Annotated in this window: 17 protein-coding genes and 1 pseudogene; 9 read left to right on the forward strand and 9 right to left on the reverse strand. The window is 45.9% G+C overall.

The annotated features are described in order from the left end of the window. Positions 1–114: 114 nt before the first annotated feature. Positions 115–1,395, reverse strand: a complete 1,281-nt coding sequence (locus RIE73_RS17190) for a glycosyltransferase family 4 protein (RefSeq protein ID WP_446402334.1) — start codon at positions 1,393–1,395, stop codon at positions 115–117. 677 nt (positions 1,396–2,072) lie between these two features. Between RIE73_RS17190 and RIE73_RS17195 the strand changes: the two genes are divergently transcribed. After that, on the forward strand, positions 2,073–4,370 hold the full coding sequence (locus RIE73_RS17195) for a GumC family protein (protein ID WP_446402335.1): 2,298 nt from the start codon (positions 2,073–2,075) through the stop codon (positions 4,368–4,370). Positions 4,371–4,774: 404 nt separating this feature from the next. Here RIE73_RS17195 and RIE73_RS17200 read toward each other — a convergent pair whose 3' ends face one another. The 3 genes from RIE73_RS17200 to RIE73_RS17210 all read right to left on the reverse strand — a co-directional run bounded on the left by RIE73_RS17200 (position 4,775) and on the right by RIE73_RS17210 (position 6,871). Further along, complete coding sequence (locus RIE73_RS17200; protein WP_446402336.1) at positions 4,775–5,458, reverse strand: Crp/Fnr family transcriptional regulator; 684 nt, start codon at positions 5,456–5,458, stop codon at positions 4,775–4,777. Between the two features lie 29 nt (positions 5,459–5,487). After that, positions 5,488–6,084: an SH3 domain-containing protein gene (locus tag RIE73_RS17205; protein WP_446402337.1), complete on the reverse strand. Its 597-nt coding sequence runs from the start codon at positions 6,082–6,084 to the stop codon at positions 5,488–5,490. A gap of 223 nt (positions 6,085–6,307) precedes the next feature. Continuing rightward, entirely contained in the window at positions 6,308–6,871 is a 564-nt protein-coding gene (locus RIE73_RS17210) for a hypothetical protein (RefSeq protein ID WP_446402338.1), read from the reverse strand. 373 nt (positions 6,872–7,244) lie between these two features. Here RIE73_RS17210 and RIE73_RS17215 point away from each other — a divergent pair, with 373 nt between their 5' ends. Then, entirely contained in the window at positions 7,245–8,093 is an 849-nt protein-coding gene (locus RIE73_RS17215; RefSeq protein ID WP_446402339.1) for a universal stress protein, read from the forward strand. A 176-nt stretch (positions 8,094–8,269) separates the two neighbouring features. Here the strand turns inward: RIE73_RS17215 and psbM are convergent, their stop codons facing one another. The 5 genes and pseudogenes from psbM to RIE73_RS17240 all read right to left on the reverse strand — a co-directional run. Next, positions 8,270–8,386, reverse strand: coding sequence for a photosystem II reaction center protein PsbM (gene psbM, locus RIE73_RS17220; protein ID WP_446392434.1), 117 nt, complete (start codon positions 8,384–8,386; stop codon positions 8,270–8,272). A 177-nt stretch (positions 8,387–8,563) separates the two neighbouring features. Continuing rightward, positions 8,564–8,860, reverse strand: coding sequence for a 2Fe-2S iron-sulfur cluster-binding protein (locus RIE73_RS17225; protein ID WP_446402340.1), 297 nt, complete (start codon positions 8,858–8,860; stop codon positions 8,564–8,566). 456 nt (positions 8,861–9,316) lie between these two features. Beyond that, positions 9,317–10,783: a DASH family cryptochrome gene (locus tag RIE73_RS17230; protein ID WP_446402341.1), complete on the reverse strand. Its 1,467-nt coding sequence runs from the start codon at positions 10,781–10,783 to the stop codon at positions 9,317–9,319. A 62-nt stretch (positions 10,784–10,845) separates the two neighbouring features. After that, complete coding sequence (locus RIE73_RS17235; RefSeq protein ID WP_446402342.1) at positions 10,846–11,667, reverse strand: hypothetical protein; 822 nt, start codon at positions 11,665–11,667, stop codon at positions 10,846–10,848. Between the two features lie 84 nt (positions 11,668–11,751). Continuing rightward, positions 11,752–11,911 (reverse strand): annotated as a pseudogene (locus tag RIE73_RS17240) (Uma2 family endonuclease); the annotation flags it as partial. Between the two features lie 217 nt (positions 11,912–12,128). Between RIE73_RS17240 and nuoH the strand changes: the two are divergent. The 7 genes from nuoH to RIE73_RS17275 all read left to right on the forward strand — a co-directional run bounded on the left by nuoH (position 12,129) and on the right by RIE73_RS17275 (position 17,253). Then, complete coding sequence (nuoH, locus tag RIE73_RS17245; RefSeq protein WP_446402343.1) at positions 12,129–13,247, forward strand: NADH-quinone oxidoreductase subunit NuoH; 1,119 nt, start codon at positions 12,129–12,131, stop codon at positions 13,245–13,247. 122 nt (positions 13,248–13,369) lie between these two features. Continuing rightward, complete coding sequence (gene ndhI, locus RIE73_RS17250; RefSeq protein ID WP_446375203.1) at positions 13,370–13,993, forward strand: NAD(P)H-quinone oxidoreductase subunit I; 624 nt, start codon at positions 13,370–13,372, stop codon at positions 13,991–13,993. A gap of 73 nt (positions 13,994–14,066) precedes the next feature. Continuing rightward, positions 14,067–14,690: an NADH-quinone oxidoreductase subunit J gene (locus tag RIE73_RS17255; RefSeq protein ID WP_446402360.1), complete on the forward strand. Its 624-nt coding sequence runs from the start codon at positions 14,067–14,069 to the stop codon at positions 14,688–14,690. 204 nt (positions 14,691–14,894) lie between these two features. Then, a complete protein-coding gene (gene nuoK / locus RIE73_RS17260) occupies positions 14,895–15,206 on the forward strand; it encodes an NADH-quinone oxidoreductase subunit NuoK (protein WP_446375199.1) in 312 nt (103 codons plus the stop codon). Between the two features lie 491 nt (positions 15,207–15,697). Further along, complete coding sequence (locus RIE73_RS17265) at positions 15,698–15,889, forward strand: DUF928 domain-containing protein (protein WP_446402344.1); 192 nt, start codon at positions 15,698–15,700, stop codon at positions 15,887–15,889. 19 nt (positions 15,890–15,908) lie between these two features. Next, a complete protein-coding gene (locus RIE73_RS17270; protein ID WP_446402345.1) occupies positions 15,909–16,160 on the forward strand; it encodes a DUF928 domain-containing protein in 252 nt (83 codons plus the stop codon). Positions 16,161–16,389: 229 nt separating this feature from the next. Beyond that, positions 16,390–17,253, forward strand: coding sequence for a hypothetical protein (locus RIE73_RS17275; RefSeq protein ID WP_446402346.1), 864 nt, complete (start codon positions 16,390–16,392; stop codon positions 17,251–17,253). Positions 17,254–17,370: the final 117 nt, after the last annotated feature.

The following is a 17,370-nucleotide window of genomic DNA, read 5'->3' on the forward strand; positions in this document are numbered from 1 at the left end:
GCGTAACGCACCATTTCAAAAGATAGTAGTGAAACCCGCCCCTACAGATGTGCCAAATACCGTGAAAAGTCAGATACCCAATGTTACCAGAGGCTGACAACAGCAAATTTGGTATTATCCTCTTGTTCCTTGACCCATTCTATTCGTTTGATGCCCTTTTCTCCCATCTCTTCCATTAGGGCTTGATGCATACTCTGAAATGACTGACTGATGCAATACGCTAGAATACTCTTGTGCAATCCGATCTGGAGTAAAATGGGATTGTAAATATCGACGACCCGCTTCACCCATACGCTTGACTAACTGGTCATCTGTAGACAAGTGTTGAATAAATTCTGCCAAACCCTTCGCATCCCCATTACTAAACGCTGCACCACATTCAGCCTCCGCAATCAGCGCCTGTAAATAAGACTGGGGTTCACAAATCGCAGCGATTGGACGCCCTGCGGCTAAGGCGGCGTAAAGTTTACTGGGGGCAACTAAACCTTCCATCCCTGAACTAATGCTAACTAAAGATAAGTCCCCTGAAGTGAGTGAATAGGGTAGGTTTTGTTTATCTTGATAGGGTAAAAAGCGACAATTCCTTAAGCCAAGCTGACGAGTTTGGGTTTCAAAAGCTTCCCGCTTAGCACCATTGCCAATAAACACAAACAAAATTGGGTCAAGTTGTAACAGTTGGGCGGCGTTGAGAATCGTATCCATATCATGACAGCGACCCATATTTCCGGAATAGAGTACCGTAAACTGATCAACTAAATTAAAGTTTTGGGCAAACCAATTATCCTGTTTAGCAATGGGTACAATCCAATTGGCATCTGCCCAATTATGAATAACGGTAATTTTATCGTTCAGGGAAGGACATTTAGCGGCGACACGATTTTTCATTGATGGACTCAAAACCACAATTTGTTGAGCCTGTTTCCAAATATGGCAATTCACTGTATTCCAGAGTCTAACTAACCAGTGCCGACGAGACACAACATTGAGTTCGACGGCAACATCTGGATATAGATCATAGACTAAACAAACATAAGGTAGTCCAAATAACTTTTTCGCTAAATATCCCAGAATGGGCAAAAAAGGAGGAGCAGTGGTTAACAAAAGTATATCTCCCCGACTACTGGTTCTGAGCAAATGCAGTCCAGCCCGCAGGCAAAAGATTAGTCCATTCAAGGCTTTGCCACGAATACGTTTTGACCAAATCCGAGTCGCTCGCGATCGCTGAACGATCAGTTGCTGAAAATACTCCCTGGCTGGTGCTGAATGGCTATGAAATGCATAACCCGGTTGTCCAGTAAACACTCGCACCGATAAACCTTGTTTTCCTAACTCGACAGCCAGTTCTTCTATCAACTGTCCGGTTGCGGCGTAGTCAGGGGGGTAATATTGAGTCAAGATCGATAACCGGAGGGATTTACTATGCCGTAGGGGAGTCTCACTATTGCTCATGTTTCTGTGTTACTGACTGGAACCTAAAATAGATATCAAATTACGCTAGACTTTACACATTAATTTGCCTATATCCGGATCGGATCAGAACTCAATTGTCCAACTTTGTTAAATATTTACTTTACCCCAATTTAAACCTATTTTTTATTTTTGCGTTGGTAAACTAATAAATAAAAATTTAATAAAGAGTCCAAAATTGAGACTGATATTGGATGTGACAGTTTATCATCAATCTAAATTAGGTGATTGCCTAGGTGATCGCCGTCATTTTGGCATCACCACATCTTAACGAACATTTCCAACACCTTTGGATAGATTTAAATCATTCGTTGGTATTCGTTTGCCCATCCACCGCAGCGATAGGCAAGATTCGCTAGCTACAAATGCCTACACCCTGACCCTGCTAAGGATTATCCTGATTAAGTACACCAGCGCTGTATTTGTAAGTAGTCATTATGATCAGCGTACACCAAAACATCTAACAAAGTTGTTCTCCTCCTGTGACCGGGAGTTCTACCTGAGTCGTGAGGTCTAACCTTCGCACATCCCCACCCCCCCTGGGATTAAGGATCTAATTGTCCACTCTTCGCGTCAGTTTGAGGAACGCCAACGTTTAACGAATTATGGGTTCAAATGGAGAATATCAGCCGTTACCACCCAATCGTAATGGACAACTACCGTCGGAACTGTCCAGTCTCTCCCTGTATGAGTTAGTTGAGACAGAGGACGACAAGCTGGATTTGCGTAAGATTTTGGCGGTAGCGCGGCGACGGGCATTGGTTGTCGCTGGGATGGCGATCGCGGTGACATCGGGCATTGTCACGAAAGTCTTGCAGCAGACGCCTAACTACGAAGGGAAGTTTCAGTTATTAGTTGGAGCAGTTTCCGGTAAAGATCAGCTCGATCAGATTAGTGAATCCCTGAATCAATCCTCTGGGGGTCAAGCCAACAGTATAGATTACGACACCCAGATTCAGGTGCTGTGGAGTCCTCAAGTGATGACTCCGATTGTCGAACAAATTCAGTCTCGCTATCCAGAAATTGACTATAGTACGCTTCGCCGCCAACTGTCGATTAATCAGTTACAAGAAACGAAAATACTAGAAGTACGTTACCAAGATTCTGACCCGGAAAAAATTCAATTTATTTTAGAGCAAATTGCCCAAGGGTATGTGAACTACTCGCTCTCTGAACAGCAGACGAGTACGCGCCAGGGGATTGAGTTTGTCGAAGAGCAACTGCCGAAACTTCAAGGGCGGGTGGATACTCTCCAGCAAAAACTGCAACGATTTCGCCAAAATAATACATTAGTTGATCCAGATAGTCAGGGTCAAGTCTTGACCAGTCGAGTTAGCGCCATTGTCCAAGAACGTCAAAACACCCAAACCCAACTGGATGAAGCCCGCACCCTGGCGCGGAAACTGCAAAGTCAGTTAGGGGAACTGGGACTATCTCCAGAACAAGCGATCGCGGCTTCCGCCCTCTCAGAAGCCCCCCGTTACCAGCAGTTGCTAAATCAGTTGACGGAGATTGAAAGTCAAATTGCTAGTGAATCGGCGCGGTTTACCGAAGAGAGTCCCACGATTCAGGCGCTACGGGAAAAGCAACAAAATTTACTTCCCTTGCTAAGTCAGGAAGCCAGCACTGTATTAGGCGCAAATACCAGCGCCGTACCCGAAAATCCGGAATCTCTGGCGTCTCCTAGTTCCCTGCGTTCGATACTAACTCAACAGCTGGTGGAGACAACCAACCAAATTAATACGCTAGAAGTGCGGGCGGGTGCGATCGCCAAAGCGGAACGGTTGATGAGTCAGCAACTGAAGAATTTGGCAGTGGTTGCCCGTCAGTATACGGATTTACAGCGGGAGTTGAAAGTCGCTACCGAGAGTTTGAACCGCTTTCTAGCGGTGCGAGAAACGCTACAAATTGAAGCGGCGCAGAAGACATTACCTTGGCAGCTTATTGCTAAACCGCAACAACCGCAAGTACCCATCTCACCCAACATACCCCATGGTATAGCGTTGGGGGCTGTAGCTGGATTACTAGCAGGTGCTGGGGCGGGGTTTTTAGCGGAAAAATTAGACAAGGTGTTTCACTCAGCCGAGGAGTTAAAGGACAAGACAGGGTTAGCGGTTTTGGGTACGATTCCTTTTCATAAGCCTCTAAAGAAACAGAGTAAATCGGCAAAAACAGCCGGGAAACCGGAAACTCCACTCTTGGCATCTCCCATCAGTCAATCCACGTATCGCTATCAGGCGTCTCCATTTTTAGAGGCTTTTCGTTCGCTGCAGACGAATCTTCAGTTTATTAGTCCCGATCAACCGATTCGTTCAGTAGTAATTAGTTCAGCGGTTCCTGCTGATGGCAAATCCACTATAGCGACGTTTATGGCACAAGCCGCTGCTGCGATGGGACAACGGGTATTATTAGTGGATGCCGATTTGCGGCGTCCGCAGCTACATGCGAGAACGGATTTACCGAATGTTTGGGGATTGAGTCATGTTATTTCCAGTGACATTAATGTGAAAGATGTGATTCAGCCATCACCATTGGAGGAGAATTTGTTTGTGTTAACTGCCGGACAAATTCCCCCTGATCCAACTCGACTCCTCTGTTCTCAAAAGATGCAGCATTTAGTTGAGTCGTTTGAAGAAATGTTTGATTTAGTTATTTTTGACACACCCCCAATGTTAGGTTTAGCTGATGCGCGGTTGTTGGCGGCGCATACCGATGGAATTGTTATGGTGGTGGGATTGGGAAGAACGGATCGGACGGTATTGACGCAGGTATTATCTGGATTGAAAACCTCTCATGCCAGAGTGTTGGGAGTGGTGGCGAATGGGGTTAAGAATTACACCACAAGTTCTTATGATTACTATCATCGCTACTATGCGAAAGTGCCGCAGGAAACGACGGTGTAGAGTAGGTGAGTATCGTCATTTGTCATTAGTCATTTGTAAGGTGAAATATTTATTAGTGTGTAGGAGAGACAAGAGAAATTGTAGGAGAAATTGTAGGGGCGGGTTTAGAAATTGTAGGGGCGGGTTTAGCCACTCAGTCAGATGATCTGACCATTAGCCTTGCAACAAAACCCGCCCTTCCCTAGTGTGGAAGTACTTTTATTTAATACAAATTAAAACCTCTCCTACTGGCGTGGCACACCTAAAATGGTGGGATAGATTTTACCATTGAATCGGGCGCACGCCATGCGCCCCTACGGTTTCCGGGCGTAATTCTAATTCATCAAATAAGGTGTGCCACGCCACTACCAATTAATTTCGATAACTTCTGTTTTTACGTCAAAAAAAATTAATTGTGGGCGTGGCTATCGTTCCGATAAAATCTGTAATCTTTCTGGATTTAATATCCGAATTTTCGACCCCTGAATTGAAATCAATCCTTCCTGACTCAACTTGGCAAATACCCGTGATAAGGTTTCAGGAATTGTTCCTAATAAAGAGGCTAACTGAGTCTTGGTTATATCTAATTCTACGTGATTGGAATGCTCAGACTGGGCGTTTAAATAGAGCAAATAAGCCGCTAACCGTCCTGGTACTTCTTTTAAGGATAAATCTTCGATTAATCGGGCAAAGCGCCGCAAATGCCGCGCAAAAACGGCTAACATATTAATCGCTATCGTTGGCTGTTGCTCTAGCAAGTCTAAAAAAGTATCACGCTCAAAAAATAATAATTCCGTTTTCTCTAAAGCCGTAGCTGATGCGGGAAAGGATTGACCATCAAAGGCAGGTACTTCAGCAAAATGTTCTCCCGCCCCAAAAAATTCGAGTATCTGTTCTTTACCCTCTGCCGATAGCTTGAATACTTTTACTCGACCAGATTTTACCACAAAAAATCCGCACCCCTCCTCCCCTTCAACAAAAATTACCTCACCTTTATGATACGATTTAGCGATCGCAATGGTCGCGATCGCGTCTAACTGCTCATCCGGCAAACCTCGCCAGAGTTTGGTGTTGGCGAGAAAGTCTCGCTGTTGAGAGGGTTGACTCACGGGACAAAATGTGTTATGTGTAAAACGGTTTACTGATAACAGTAGCCCAGATTTGCCGCATTCACATAGCCGTCTATTGGTCTTTCAATCGGCACCCAACCATTGTTTCCCTCGTTGGCGATATAAACTGTCCGATTTTTTTCTAGCGTACCAATTACTTCGCCATTCGGTTGCGATCGCACTGATATATTCGGCGAAACTACCTGACGACAGTTATCACCGGGTACAGTGGAAACCTGCTCATTTCCGGGGGGAGTTGGCTGTGTTTGACCGGTGGGTTCAGAGGGAGGTACTGCACCCGTACAATATTCTAAATATCTGGCTGCCACATAACCATCCATGGGAGCGTCAATCTCTACCCATCCATCCTCAGGTTCCCCGATAATAGTGACGGTTTGTTCATTTTCCAAAGCTCCGATAACCTGTCCATAAGGCTGTTGTCGGATATTCAGCATGGTGTTGACATCAACCTCTCGGCAATTGGTTGCTTGAGCAATCTGATACTCATCAGAACCCTGTACAGGTGAGGGTTGATTCCCATTGGCAACGTTGGGCAAAATGGTTAGTGCCAGTGAATAGATTGTCGTAAATCCTAGGATTTGCCAAGTCTTTTTCGGATAGTTCATTTGATCTACTTTATTCTTAAAATACTTCTATACACCCCCTAATTTTCTATAAACTGGAAGTAATCTCATCTATCTCAAGTAGAATATAACGATGAATCATCAGAATTAATTTAAGGGAACAGGGAATGGGCAATAGGCAAGAAGTACCGATTAGCTGCATCTTTAATGGATTAGCTTGGTAGGGGCGCAAGGCTTGCGCCCAGAAAATTCGCTTGCGCCCAAGTTATGAAGCGGTGGCGGAAATTTGTCCAATAATATCAGCCAAGCGATCGCGCACCTGAAGCATCGCATCCGCTATTTCTTCGTCAAGGAGGCTAGGATTCTCCCGGAGTGTGAGAATCTGTTGTTTAAGCTGTTGCAGTTGTTCTAACTGCTCTTGTTCCACATCCTCACTATTAATCGCGGCTTCGAGTTGAGAGAATTGCTCGTCATTTTGCATCAACGACTCAATCTGTTCCCGTTGAGCCAGCAGTTGCGCGATCGCATTATAGTACGCTTGAATCACTCGCACCCGCGCATAAGACTGATTGGCTTCTTCTTGTTGTCCTAAAGCCGATAACACCCGATAACGCCCATACCACGGAATTACGTCATCTGGATGCAGTTCAATGGCTTGATCACAAGCACTCAGAGATGTCTCTCCTTGGAGTTCCAGACATTCCTGCACCAAAGCATTAAATGTATCAGTTCTAGGGGAAAGGGTTTCAGCCGCCGTCACCGGGGGCATATAGAGTCCCAGAACTAATACTACTGTAATAATTACCTGCCAGAGTCTTGAAAGGTTCATGGAAATATATTCTCAATAGACTGTTCTACCCTAACGAATGTTAACGTTGACCGAGAAACTTTGTTAACCATCCGCCAAGAAGTCTTAATCTTCTCCATCTTTCCCATCTGCCCCATCTGCCCCATCTCCCTCATCTGCCCCATCTGCCCCATCTCCCCCCGAAACCTCCAGTCGTTGACAAATTGTCAAAGTTTGGAACCCCGATTCCCAGTATCCTTAGTTTTAGAAGACGCAAATACGATAACGTTCAGGACTGATGCATTGTCAGGGAAACAACTACTACTTCCGGGGCTTGCGGAATTTACCCCAATATGGCTCCGACTCTCCTGCAATAGCGAAAGTCTCATCGTAATCACTCACAACGATTCAAACCATGATTGAAAAAATTTTGCTCGCTGTTGCTGGTCGCGGATTATGTGAAGAAATGTTTAATATGTTGACCGAAATCCCAATCATGCAACAGGCATCGGTTACGGTTCTCCATGTGGTCACACCTCAAGTTAGTGCTGACGCCATGTCAGCCAAACTGGAAGAGGGGGGTAAGATTTTGGCAGACGCCATCAAGTCTCTCAAAACCGATCCCAACAGAATCACACCCCGACTCAAACAGGGAGATCCCAAAGACGTAGTGCTGCAAGTGGCTGAGGAAGAGCAATCTGACCTGGTGATTATGGGGTCCAGAGGACTCAAACGATTGGAAGCAATCTTGGAAAACTCGGTCAGCCAATATGTTTTCCAATTGTCCTCCCGTCCCATGCTATTGGTGAAAGACGAGATCTACGTCAAACGGATCAACCGAGTCATGGTGTCTATGAATAAATCCGAGAGTGCTAAGCAAGGCTTGGATTTGGCACTGTCTCTGATTCGGGATGTCAAAGGCGGTCAACTGTATTTAGTTCACGTTAACCCTGACCAACAAACGCCATCGGGTGAACCGATAACCACGCCTGAAACCGATCCCGTTTTGGCATCGGCGGCGGCTGAAGCGAAAAAACAAGGCGTTGCCTATAAATGCATAAATAGTAAGGGTCAGGCTGGACGAGAGATTTGCCGCTTGGCAGATGAAATGAATGTGGACTTGTTAGTCCTCGGTTCTCCGGAACGCCGTCCCACCATTGCTAAGTCTCTGCCTGATTTAGACCGATTGCTGGGGACTTCCCTGTCGGACTATGTGCGGGTGTATGCGAATTGCCCTGTGCTATTAACCCGTACACCGGATTGAGTAAAATGGCACGCTCCTTAAGGTTGGTGGGCAATGCCCACCCTACTCACTGTCGGACTATGGGCGGGTGTGTGCGAATTGTCCTGTGTTGTTAGCCCTTACACCGGATTGAGTGCCAGATCCCCGACTTCTTGAAGAAGTCGGGGATCTCATGGGCGGAGGGTAGACAGCCAATGCTAAGAATTTCTATTGCTTTCTCGGCTAGCTGTCTGGATATACAGAATCAACAAAAAAACTGTGGGAACCAGCACAAACAGAAGACTGGCAACGAACCCTAAATCATTAACTTGCATTGAACTAGTGCCTCTACAATTGGTTTTGAACCGCTCTTCTTAGAATATCATTGGCTTCTGCCAATCGTGCAGGTTGACTGCAAATATTGATCAGCTACATTATTTCCTCTGCTCCCAGACGCACCATGGCACGTCTCTGTATTGCTTCCCCTGTTCTCCCTGCTCCTCGTCGCCGCTTCAGGGTTTAGTTTTCACACTGACTGGCCCATTGACCAAGGTTTGACAGGCTAATCGGTAACTTTCCGGTTTTTTCTTGAGTTTACGCTGTTCTACCTCAGTTCGAGGTGAGAGATTTTCCATCCCTTCGACTACCTCGACAACGCAGGTGCCACATTGACCATAGCCTCCACAGTTCATCAACTTCCCTTTGAAGGTATACAAGTCAATCTTGTTTTGCAGGGCTTTCTCCCGTAAGTTCGCGCCATCTGCTGCAATGACTTCCTGGTCTTCCTTAACAAATTTGATATTAGCCATCTAGTTTTCTGCTATGTCACTCCTGATATATCCTAGAAGAGTTTGCACTCAGGATATGTCATCCTCTGATTTACATCGACAACAACTGACCTTCTTCTAGGCTAGCGAATTATAAAGACAGTCGTGGGGTCTCTGACTTTTCACAGCATATCGTTTTGATTGTGTAGGGGCGGGTTTTACCGATAACGCTCCGGCTCAAACCACTAACCTAACTAAACCCGCCCTGACTTGCGCCGATTTTAATCCCAAATCCGCGTTTGAAATTAAAGGCTGCTGAATCAGTCTTGCGGTGGGGGGTAGTCAACAGGCAACAGTAAAGATTTGAGGCTTGTTAACATTTCTTAGTACAGCGTACAGATTTTATATCTAGGTACTTATCCCAGCTAATCCGATAAGTTGGGTTGAGGAACGAAACCCGACCTAAAACGTTGATAAGCAGTCTCCCAATCACCAAAGTTATCGACGACTCAAGGCGGCGTTGTAAACTTTCTCGTTTGCTTTAACCGACTTCATTAAGTCTACAACCGGATTAGGATAATCGACGCCAATCCTCATCCCAAACTGTTTTTGCTCGGCTGGGGTTAATGTCCACGGTTGGTGTACTTTAGCGGCGGGTAAGGAATTCAGTTCGGGGAGCCAATGTTTGACGTAGTGACCTTGGGAGTCATAATCTTTCGACTGTTTTTGAATATTGAAATAGCGAAACCCACGGGCATCATTACCCACTCCTGCCGTATAATTCCAGTTTCCCCAATTACTACAAACATCGTAGTCAATTAGCAGCGATTCAAACCACTCCGCGCCGATTTGCCAGTTGATTCCTAGGTTCTTGGTGAGAAAACTAGCAACATTTTGTCGTCCCCGATTAGACATAAATCCAGTGGCGGCAAGTTCCCGCATATTGGCGTCAACTAAGGGAAAACCTGTCTTTCCTTGCTGCCAAAGGGTAAAGCGCTCCCAGTCTTTTTTCCAGGGAATGGGTACACCTTGTAACCCTGATTGGCGAAAGATTCGGTTGCCATGCTTGGCACAAATAAACCGAAAAAAGTCTCGCCAAATTAATTCAAATACTAACCAATAGGTTGAATCATTTTTGACTCGTTCCTGTTCGTATTGCTGAACCTGTTCATAAATAAAACGCGGCGATAAGCACCCCAATGCGAGCCAGGGAGAAAATTTAGAGGAATAATCTGCCCCCAACATACCATTGCGGGTTCGTTTGTAAACTTTGAGACAGTCTTTTTTCCAGAAATAGTCTTCGAGTCTGGCTAATCCGGCGGTTTCTCCCCCTGTGAATTGTAAGACTGCCCGTTGGTCAAATATAGGGGCTTCTAGTCCAAAATCAGTGAGTTGAGGCAATTTACCAACTTTGATAGAGGGGAGAGACGGTAAACGTTTGGGAGTGGGAAAGGTGGGGTAAATTGTAGATTTTTTTTCCACTTGTTTGCGAAAGTTGGTAAAAAGTTCGGGGATTTTTGAGAGATTGAATGGTAAGTTGTCGGGATGGTAGAGGGTGCTTCCCCAGAAGGTTTGTACGGTTATACCAATCTCAGATAAGGCTTTTTTGAGTGCAGATTCTACCGCCACTTCTTCGGCGGTAACTTCCTGGTGAAAATAAACCTCGGCGATACCAAGTTCTTTTGCTAATGTGGGAATCACCTGCTCAGGTAAACCCCGGCGCACCAGTAACTCACTTCCCCGCGATCGCCAACTCTCTCGCAAATTTGCTACACTTTCCACCAAGAATTGGGCGCGAAATACCCCAGTTTTCGGGAATCCAAAGCATGTGGTGTTAAAGTGGCGATCGTCAAAGCAGTAGAGTGGAATCACCTGCGCCTTTGTCTGAAGTGCCTGGTGTAGGGGTTGATGATCGTGCAGGCGCAAGTCGTTGCGATACCAGAGGAGAATTCGTTTTTCACTCACAGTTGATTGAACCTGTTATCTCAAAATGATGCAGAGTTTAAACCAAAATTAACCATAATTCACTACTGAGCAATCGCTGTATTTTTCTGAGCATAATTGAGATTCTCCTGATACTCAACAACCTTTTGTTGGGCAAGGCGATGTTGAGGATGGGAAGGGGGTACAGCATCCATCAGTGCGATCGCCTCTTGCCAATGACTCACCACGATGTCCCATTCCTCTGGGGTTTGCGCTGATTGAGTCAGTGTCGCCGCACGCATGGCTTGATTCACCGCCTTCTGGAAGGGTTCAGCTTGAGAAGATAGGGGGGAAGAAGGCAACCTCGGTGAAGATGAAATAGCGGATTGAGGATCAACAGGCTGATCAGGAGAGTGATCTAAGGGTTCTATCGTCGGCTGTTCTATTTCCTTGGCGTTGAAGGAGGTTGACTCGGTTTGTACAGGTATAATCGATTTTCCTAAGGGAAGTGGTAAACAAACATAAAAACCAATCACCCCCAAGGGAATCAACCCTAGGAGCAGCAGAGATTTTGCCCACCATTGGCTCAATACCTTGAAAACATTGGTTTTGGATTCCAAGGGTGGGATCTCATCCCGCAATTCGATAACTTCCATCCAAGAGGGGGCAGGTTGTCCAACCTGTTTACCATACATTTGCACAGAGGTGATTGATGGGACTCGCAAGTAGGTCATCAGTTTGCGGACAATCATCACCGATAATTTTTGGTCAGGGACTTGAACGGCTTTCAGGAGTACCAACAGACAATTCCCTTTAAGTGCGGCTTGGGCAGTAATATTGCGGTCTTGCAGCACATAATTCATGACTGAGAGAATCGCTGCATCATTACCCTGTTTCGCTAATTCCAGAAGAGTTGCTTGGGTCATAACCACCCCTTGAAGTGAAACGCTGAAAACTTAATATTTTCTATATGTTCTTCCAAGATGCCTTGTTTGCCCCGATTGAGCAAGGGGATTCACAATTAACTCTCCGGCTGCGGTGCGTTCTAGTCTCAAATCTTGATTCGCCACAGCGAGCGATCGCCTCAAACGGTTCGGGGGTGACGTAGAGTGCGATCGCACGAGGGAGTTCAAGAGATAGGGTTTCCATTTCCGAGGGGGTTTGTACCATCGTTGCTTCGGGATCATGCTCAAGCAAGGGTCTGATTTAATTGTCGTAGCATATCCGCTGCGATCAACTGAAATTCTCCTTGTCTTGGCTAAGGGGATCACCTCGAACGATATACTAGGCAGTGAGGCTGTCAAAAAAACTTCACAAACCAAATCGATAGCATAATTTGATACGGTAAGTGTCAAATTACCTCAGTAAATATCACATAGCTGCCAAGATGAACGCAGGAATTGACCTTCAAGGAAGTTTTATTGAATCGCTTAAAGATTTTGGCATCCCCAGTGGTGCTGCCAAGGCGATGTGGATGCCCTTACCGATGTTCCTGATGATTATCGGTGCCACCGTGGGTGTCCTTGTCGTCGTCTGGCTGGAACGAAAAATTTCTGCTGCGGCTCAACAGCGGATTGGTCCGGAATATGCTGGACCTCTGGGTGTTCTACAAGCCGTCGCCGATGGTCTTAAGTTGGTATTTAAGGAAGATATCGTCCCCGCCAAGTCAGACCGATGGCTGTTTACCCTCGGACCCATACTCGTCGTCATCCCCGTCTTTTTGTCCTATCTGATTGTCCCCTTTGGACAGAATCTGGTGATTACTAACGTAGGACTGGGGATATTTCTCTGGATTGCCCTGTCGAGTATTCAGCCCATTGGGTTGCTGATGTCAGGCTATGCCTCCAATAACAAGTATTCCCTACTTGGGGGGTTAAGAGCCGCCGCCCAGTCAATTAGTTATGAAATTCCCCTAGCGCTGGCAGTATTGGCAGTGGTGATGATGTCCAATAGCCTAAGTACCATCGATATTGTGGAACAGCAATCCGGGTATGGCATCTTAGGCTGGAATATTTGGCGTCAACCCGTCGGCTTTTTGATCTTTTGGATGGCGGCGTTAGCCGAATGTGAGCGACTTCCTTTTGACTTACCCGAAGCCGAGGAAGAACTGGTTGCTGGTTATCAAACCGAATATGCTGGCATGAAATTTGGTTTGTTTTATATCGGGTCTTACGTTAACCTAGTCCTTTCTGCTGTATTAGTGGCAGTGCTGTATTTAGGCGGTTGGGAATTCCCGATTCCCCTTGACCGATTAGCCACTTGGCTAGGTGTGAGTGAAACCAGTTCCTGGTTACAGGTGATTACCGCTTCTCTGGGAATTACCATGACCTTACTCAAAGCTTACTTTCTCGTCTTTATTGCCGTTCTGCTGCGCTGGACAGTTCCCCGTGTACGGATTGACCAACTCCTAAATCTGGGATGGAAATTCCTTTTACCGGTGGGATTAGTGAATCTGCTGTTGACAGCTGCGCTTAAACTCACCTTTCCCGTTGCATTCGGGGGTTGATTGTTAGATGGGTCATTGTTCATGGTTCATTGGTCATCGTTAAAAACATAAGACGAATGACCAATGACATAAGACAAATGACCAATGACATAAGACAAATGACGAAGAACGAATAATAAACTATGCTCAAGTTCCTCAAACAAGTTGGCGATTATGCCAAAGAAACCGCTCAAGCTGCCCGTTATATTGGTCAAGGTTTATCTGTAACCTTTGACCACATGCAGCGCCGTCCCGTTACCGTGCAGTATCCTTATGAGAAACTGATTCCCTCTGAACGGTATCGGGGTCGGATTCACTTTGAATTTGACAAGTGTATTTCTTGTGAAGTCTGTGTGCGAGTTTGCCCGATTAATCTGCCCGTGGTAGACTACGAGTTCGATAAAGCCAGTAAGAAAAAGAATCTCAAGCACTACAGTATTGACTTTGGGGTTTGTATTTTTTGCGCCAACTGCATTGAATACTGTCCCACCAACTGTCTGTCGGCGACAGAAGAGTATGAAATGTCTACCTACGATCGCCACGAACTCAACTATGATAATGTGGCGATGGGACGCCTGCCGTACAAGGTGACGCAAGACCCGATGGTTACACCGTTACGGGAATTGGCTTACCTACCCAAAGGAGTCACAGATCCCCACGATTTACCGCCCGGTTCTCGACGTGCAGGTTTGCGTCCCGAAGAAATTGTCGAGCAAATGGAACCGGCTGAAGCAGAAAAAGAAGAAGAAACAGCGAAGAATGCTTAAAGCTGATCCCACGGAGTCTATTTCCGTGGGATTAATCTGTCATTTTAACGAGAGTGCAAGGAGTGAAGGTACAGTGGATCTAGCCCAAGGGGTTCAGTTTGTTTCATTTGCGATTTTGTCGGTGATGATGATTGGGTCAGCCTTAGGAGTTGTCCTACTCAATAGCATCGTTTATTCGGCATTTTTACTCGGTGGTGTCTTCATTAGTATGGCGGGGTTTTACCTGTTACTCAATGCTGATTTTGTCGCCGCCGCGCAAATCTTGGTTTATGTGGGTGCAGTGAATGTGCTAATTTTGTTTGCCATTATGTTGGTGAACAAGCGAGAAGATTTTAAACCGATCACGAATCGTTGGATTCGTAAAGGTGCAACCGCGCTGGTTTGTTTGGGGTTATTTGCGCTGCTGGGAACGATGGTGTTAGCGACACCTTGGTCGATTTATTCGGGTACGGCGGTTCTCGGTGAAGGGTCAGTGGTGGAGATTGGTAAGCATTTCTTCAGTGACTTTTTACTACCCTTTGAACTCGCCTCGGTACTGTTATTGATGGCGATGGTGGGGGCGATTATTTTGGCACGTCGCGATTTTATTCCAGAGAGTTTGGTGCCTCGCGATACATCAGAAACTGAGTATTCTACCTTACCAGAACGCCCGCGTGAGTTGGCATCTGTAGGCGGAGAGTCTCAAAAAAGTACCTGATAAAAGTCTTTGGTAGGGGCGGAAATAGGGGCGGGTGTAGGGGCGGGTTTAGCCTTTCAATAGACTTTGTGACTGAGTAAGTGATCAACAAAACCCGCCCAACTTTAGGTAAGGACAGGGTTAGGTTTTCAAGGGACTTGGTTACCGATAACTGATCAACAAAACCCGCCCGATTGTCAAACGTCAAACATTAAACGTCAATTCATGGAACTACAACTTCAATATTTTTTACTGCTAGCGGCGGCTCTGTTTTGCATTGGTATCTATGGCTTAATTACCAGCCGCAATGCTGTGCGCGTGTTAATGTCCATTGAACTGCTGTTGAATGCGGTCAATTTGAATTTAATGGGGTTTTCTAATTTTATTGACCCTGTGGGAATTAAAGGTCAGGTGTTTACGGTGTTTGTGATTACGGTAGCAGCGGCTGAAGCGGCGGTTGGTTTGGCGATCGTGCTTTCGATTTATCGCAATCGCGACACCATTGATATGGAGCAGTTTAATTTGCTGAAGTGGTAAGTGTGGGCTGAGGGGGTATATTGGTGAGGGCGCACATCTAACCCCGCCATGGCACGTCTCCACTCAAAAGTCATGAAGGGTCAATTTTAGGGGCGGGTTTAGCTGTTGAATTTTGATAGTTAACGATAACTTCTCAACAAAACCCGCCCTGGGTCAAAAGCTCGCACTGCCACCCTATTCCCCCTCTAGGGAGAGTTGAGACAGTGGTGACGATAAAACCTTTTGCTCCCTCTCAACTGCCTGAACCTAGTGTTTCCAACACCATCAATGAGAAACCTATCAGTACCCAAGTTGAGCAATTAGAATTGTAGGGGCGCACGGCGTGCGCCCATTCTAACAGTAAAATCTATTGCACTATTTTAGCTGGGTCACGCCACTACTGCCGTGACTAAACCCGCCCCGACCTAACCATTCAATTATCACAAATGACCAATGACCAATGACTACCAGCAAAAGGTTGCATCGTTTAATTCAACTGCGAGACGTTTTAATTGCCAGTCTCACTGTTACGGGCGGAATTTATCTTGGAAGATTCTCAAGGGAACATGATTTACCAAACCCCGGTTAAACTGCCCAAAAATCCCAGCGTAATTAGTGTGACTCTACCCGCCACATCTACCACCAATGAACTACAGAACACCACTTCCAAAAGCAACGATATTTCAAGGGTTTCAGCTCCCTAAAAAGAGCTAACGCGCAAAATTGGGATGCTCCCGCTGGATTCAACGAGTCAACCCACCTTCAAATCTACTGGTGCAATTGGATACAGCCACTTCTCGTGAACTTCCCTTAATTTATGCCAACGCGGGAATTTGGCACGAAACGTTGACAACTTTAGTTAAACTCCGCCAGGAAAATCCCAGGGATGAGGAATTGGAAAATTATTGGATTAATATTTTAAGGTCAGTTGGCTTAAACGATATTGCTCAAGAACCCCTAGCTCAATCTTTTTAGTCTCCTAAACATCATTGATTTAGACGTTTGTAGTAAGCACTTTAGTGCCTTAAGCGCTGAAGCGCTGACTACAAACCTAATGTATGAAGCTAGGATAGAGTTGTGTTGTTTGCCGATGCAGTTATGCGATTGGCTGTTGAGTTGGTTTGAGGTGAGTATGCCAAAACATTGGTCATGGGAGCCTCTTACTCTCTAGAATTTGGAAAGCGAATTAAATAAGGTTGATTCTATGGACGTTAAAGAACTAAAGTTTCTCTTGAAACTGGTGGGAAAACCGGATTATCGAGCATCAATTACCGAACTCAAGCCGAATTCTAAAACGTCAGCCTCAGAACGCGATCGCATTTGCCGTCAGCTAGGGGAACGGGATTTGGTTGGCTATAGTGAGGAGATTCAAAAGCTGAAAATTGCTCCTCCTGGACAATCCCTGCTGAAATTAGATCCAGCGGGATTACCTGTAACCCCACAAGAGTTGAAAATTCTCCAAGCTTGCGAGAAGGGCGCGATTACTCCCGGCAAAACCAACATCACCCCGACTAAAACCCGACAGGCACTCATCGACAGTTTGGCACATCGGGGGTTTATTGAGCCAGTACAGACACGAATTAAAGAAGTCTGGCTGACGGAACCGGGGAAGGAGTATCTGCGGGAAGAATACATGCCTCTGGGTGCGGGGAATCTAACGATGACTAAAGCAATGCTGGCAGATTACCTGCGCTTTCTGCGGAAATTTCTGCCCCGAGAGTTACAAGCTGTTACAACGTCACCCACGCCAGCGACAGCCGCATTGACAAGCCAGCCAGGTAGAGACGTGTCATGGCGCGTCTCCAATGATGAAGAGATTTTACAGATCATTCAAGATTTAGACCGACAATTGGGGACTGACAACTATTTGCCGATTTTTTATTTGCGGGATAAGTTACAACCGCCCCTATCCAGGGAAGAATTAGATCAGGCACTCTATCGCCTAGAACGGCAAGATAAGATAGAACTTAGTGCTTTGCAAGAAGTGAGATCCTATACCTCAGAACAACTTCAGGCGGGGATTCCTCAAGATATTGGGGGACCATTGTTCTTTATCATCGTGACTTAATATGAATGGTACTGACTTAAGGCTGGTGGGCAATGCCCACCCTACATATCAAGGGTTTCGGCGATCCCAAAATGCACGCTTTTCAGTGCCATTCGACTTAACATCCCATCCGCTAAT

The sequence above is a fragment of the Coleofasciculus sp. C1-SOL-03 genome, assembly GCF_040220555.1.
In the GTDB taxonomy this organism is placed as follows: domain Bacteria; phylum Cyanobacteriota; class Cyanobacteriia; order Cyanobacteriales; family Coleofasciculaceae; genus Coleofasciculus.

What these genes read in the sequence shown, in the direction of transcription:
- RIE73_RS17195 (WP_446402335.1), top strand. Translation starts at nt 2,073, where the DNA reads ATGGGTTCAAATGGAGAATATCAGCCGTTACCACCCAATCGTAATGGA.
- RIE73_RS17205 (WP_446402337.1), bottom strand. Translation starts at nt 6,084, where the DNA reads ATGAACTATCCGAAAAAGACTTGGCAAATCCTAGGATTTACGACAATC.
- RIE73_RS17210 (WP_446402338.1), bottom strand. Translation starts at nt 6,871, where the DNA reads ATGAACCTTTCAAGACTCTGGCAGGTAATTATTACAGTAGTATTAGTT.
- RIE73_RS17215 (WP_446402339.1), top strand. Translation starts at nt 7,245, where the DNA reads ATGATTGAAAAAATTTTGCTCGCTGTTGCTGGTCGCGGATTATGTGAA.
- psbM (WP_446392434.1), bottom strand. Translation starts at nt 8,386, where the DNA reads ATGCAAGTTAATGATTTAGGGTTCGTTGCCAGTCTTCTGTTTGTGCTG.
- RIE73_RS17225 (WP_446402340.1), bottom strand. Translation starts at nt 8,860, where the DNA reads ATGGCTAATATCAAATTTGTTAAGGAAGACCAGGAAGTCATTGCAGCA.
- RIE73_RS17235 (WP_446402342.1), bottom strand. Translation starts at nt 11,667, where the DNA reads ATGACCCAAGCAACTCTTCTGGAATTAGCGAAACAGGGTAATGATGCA.
- nuoH (WP_446402343.1), top strand. Translation starts at nt 12,129, where the DNA reads ATGAACGCAGGAATTGACCTTCAAGGAAGTTTTATTGAATCGCTTAAA.
- ndhI (WP_446375203.1), top strand. Translation starts at nt 13,370, where the DNA reads ATGCTCAAGTTCCTCAAACAAGTTGGCGATTATGCCAAAGAAACCGCT.
- nuoK (WP_446375199.1), top strand. Translation starts at nt 14,895, where the DNA reads ATGGAACTACAACTTCAATATTTTTTACTGCTAGCGGCGGCTCTGTTT.
- RIE73_RS17275 (WP_446402346.1), top strand. Translation starts at nt 16,390, where the DNA reads ATGGACGTTAAAGAACTAAAGTTTCTCTTGAAACTGGTGGGAAAACCG.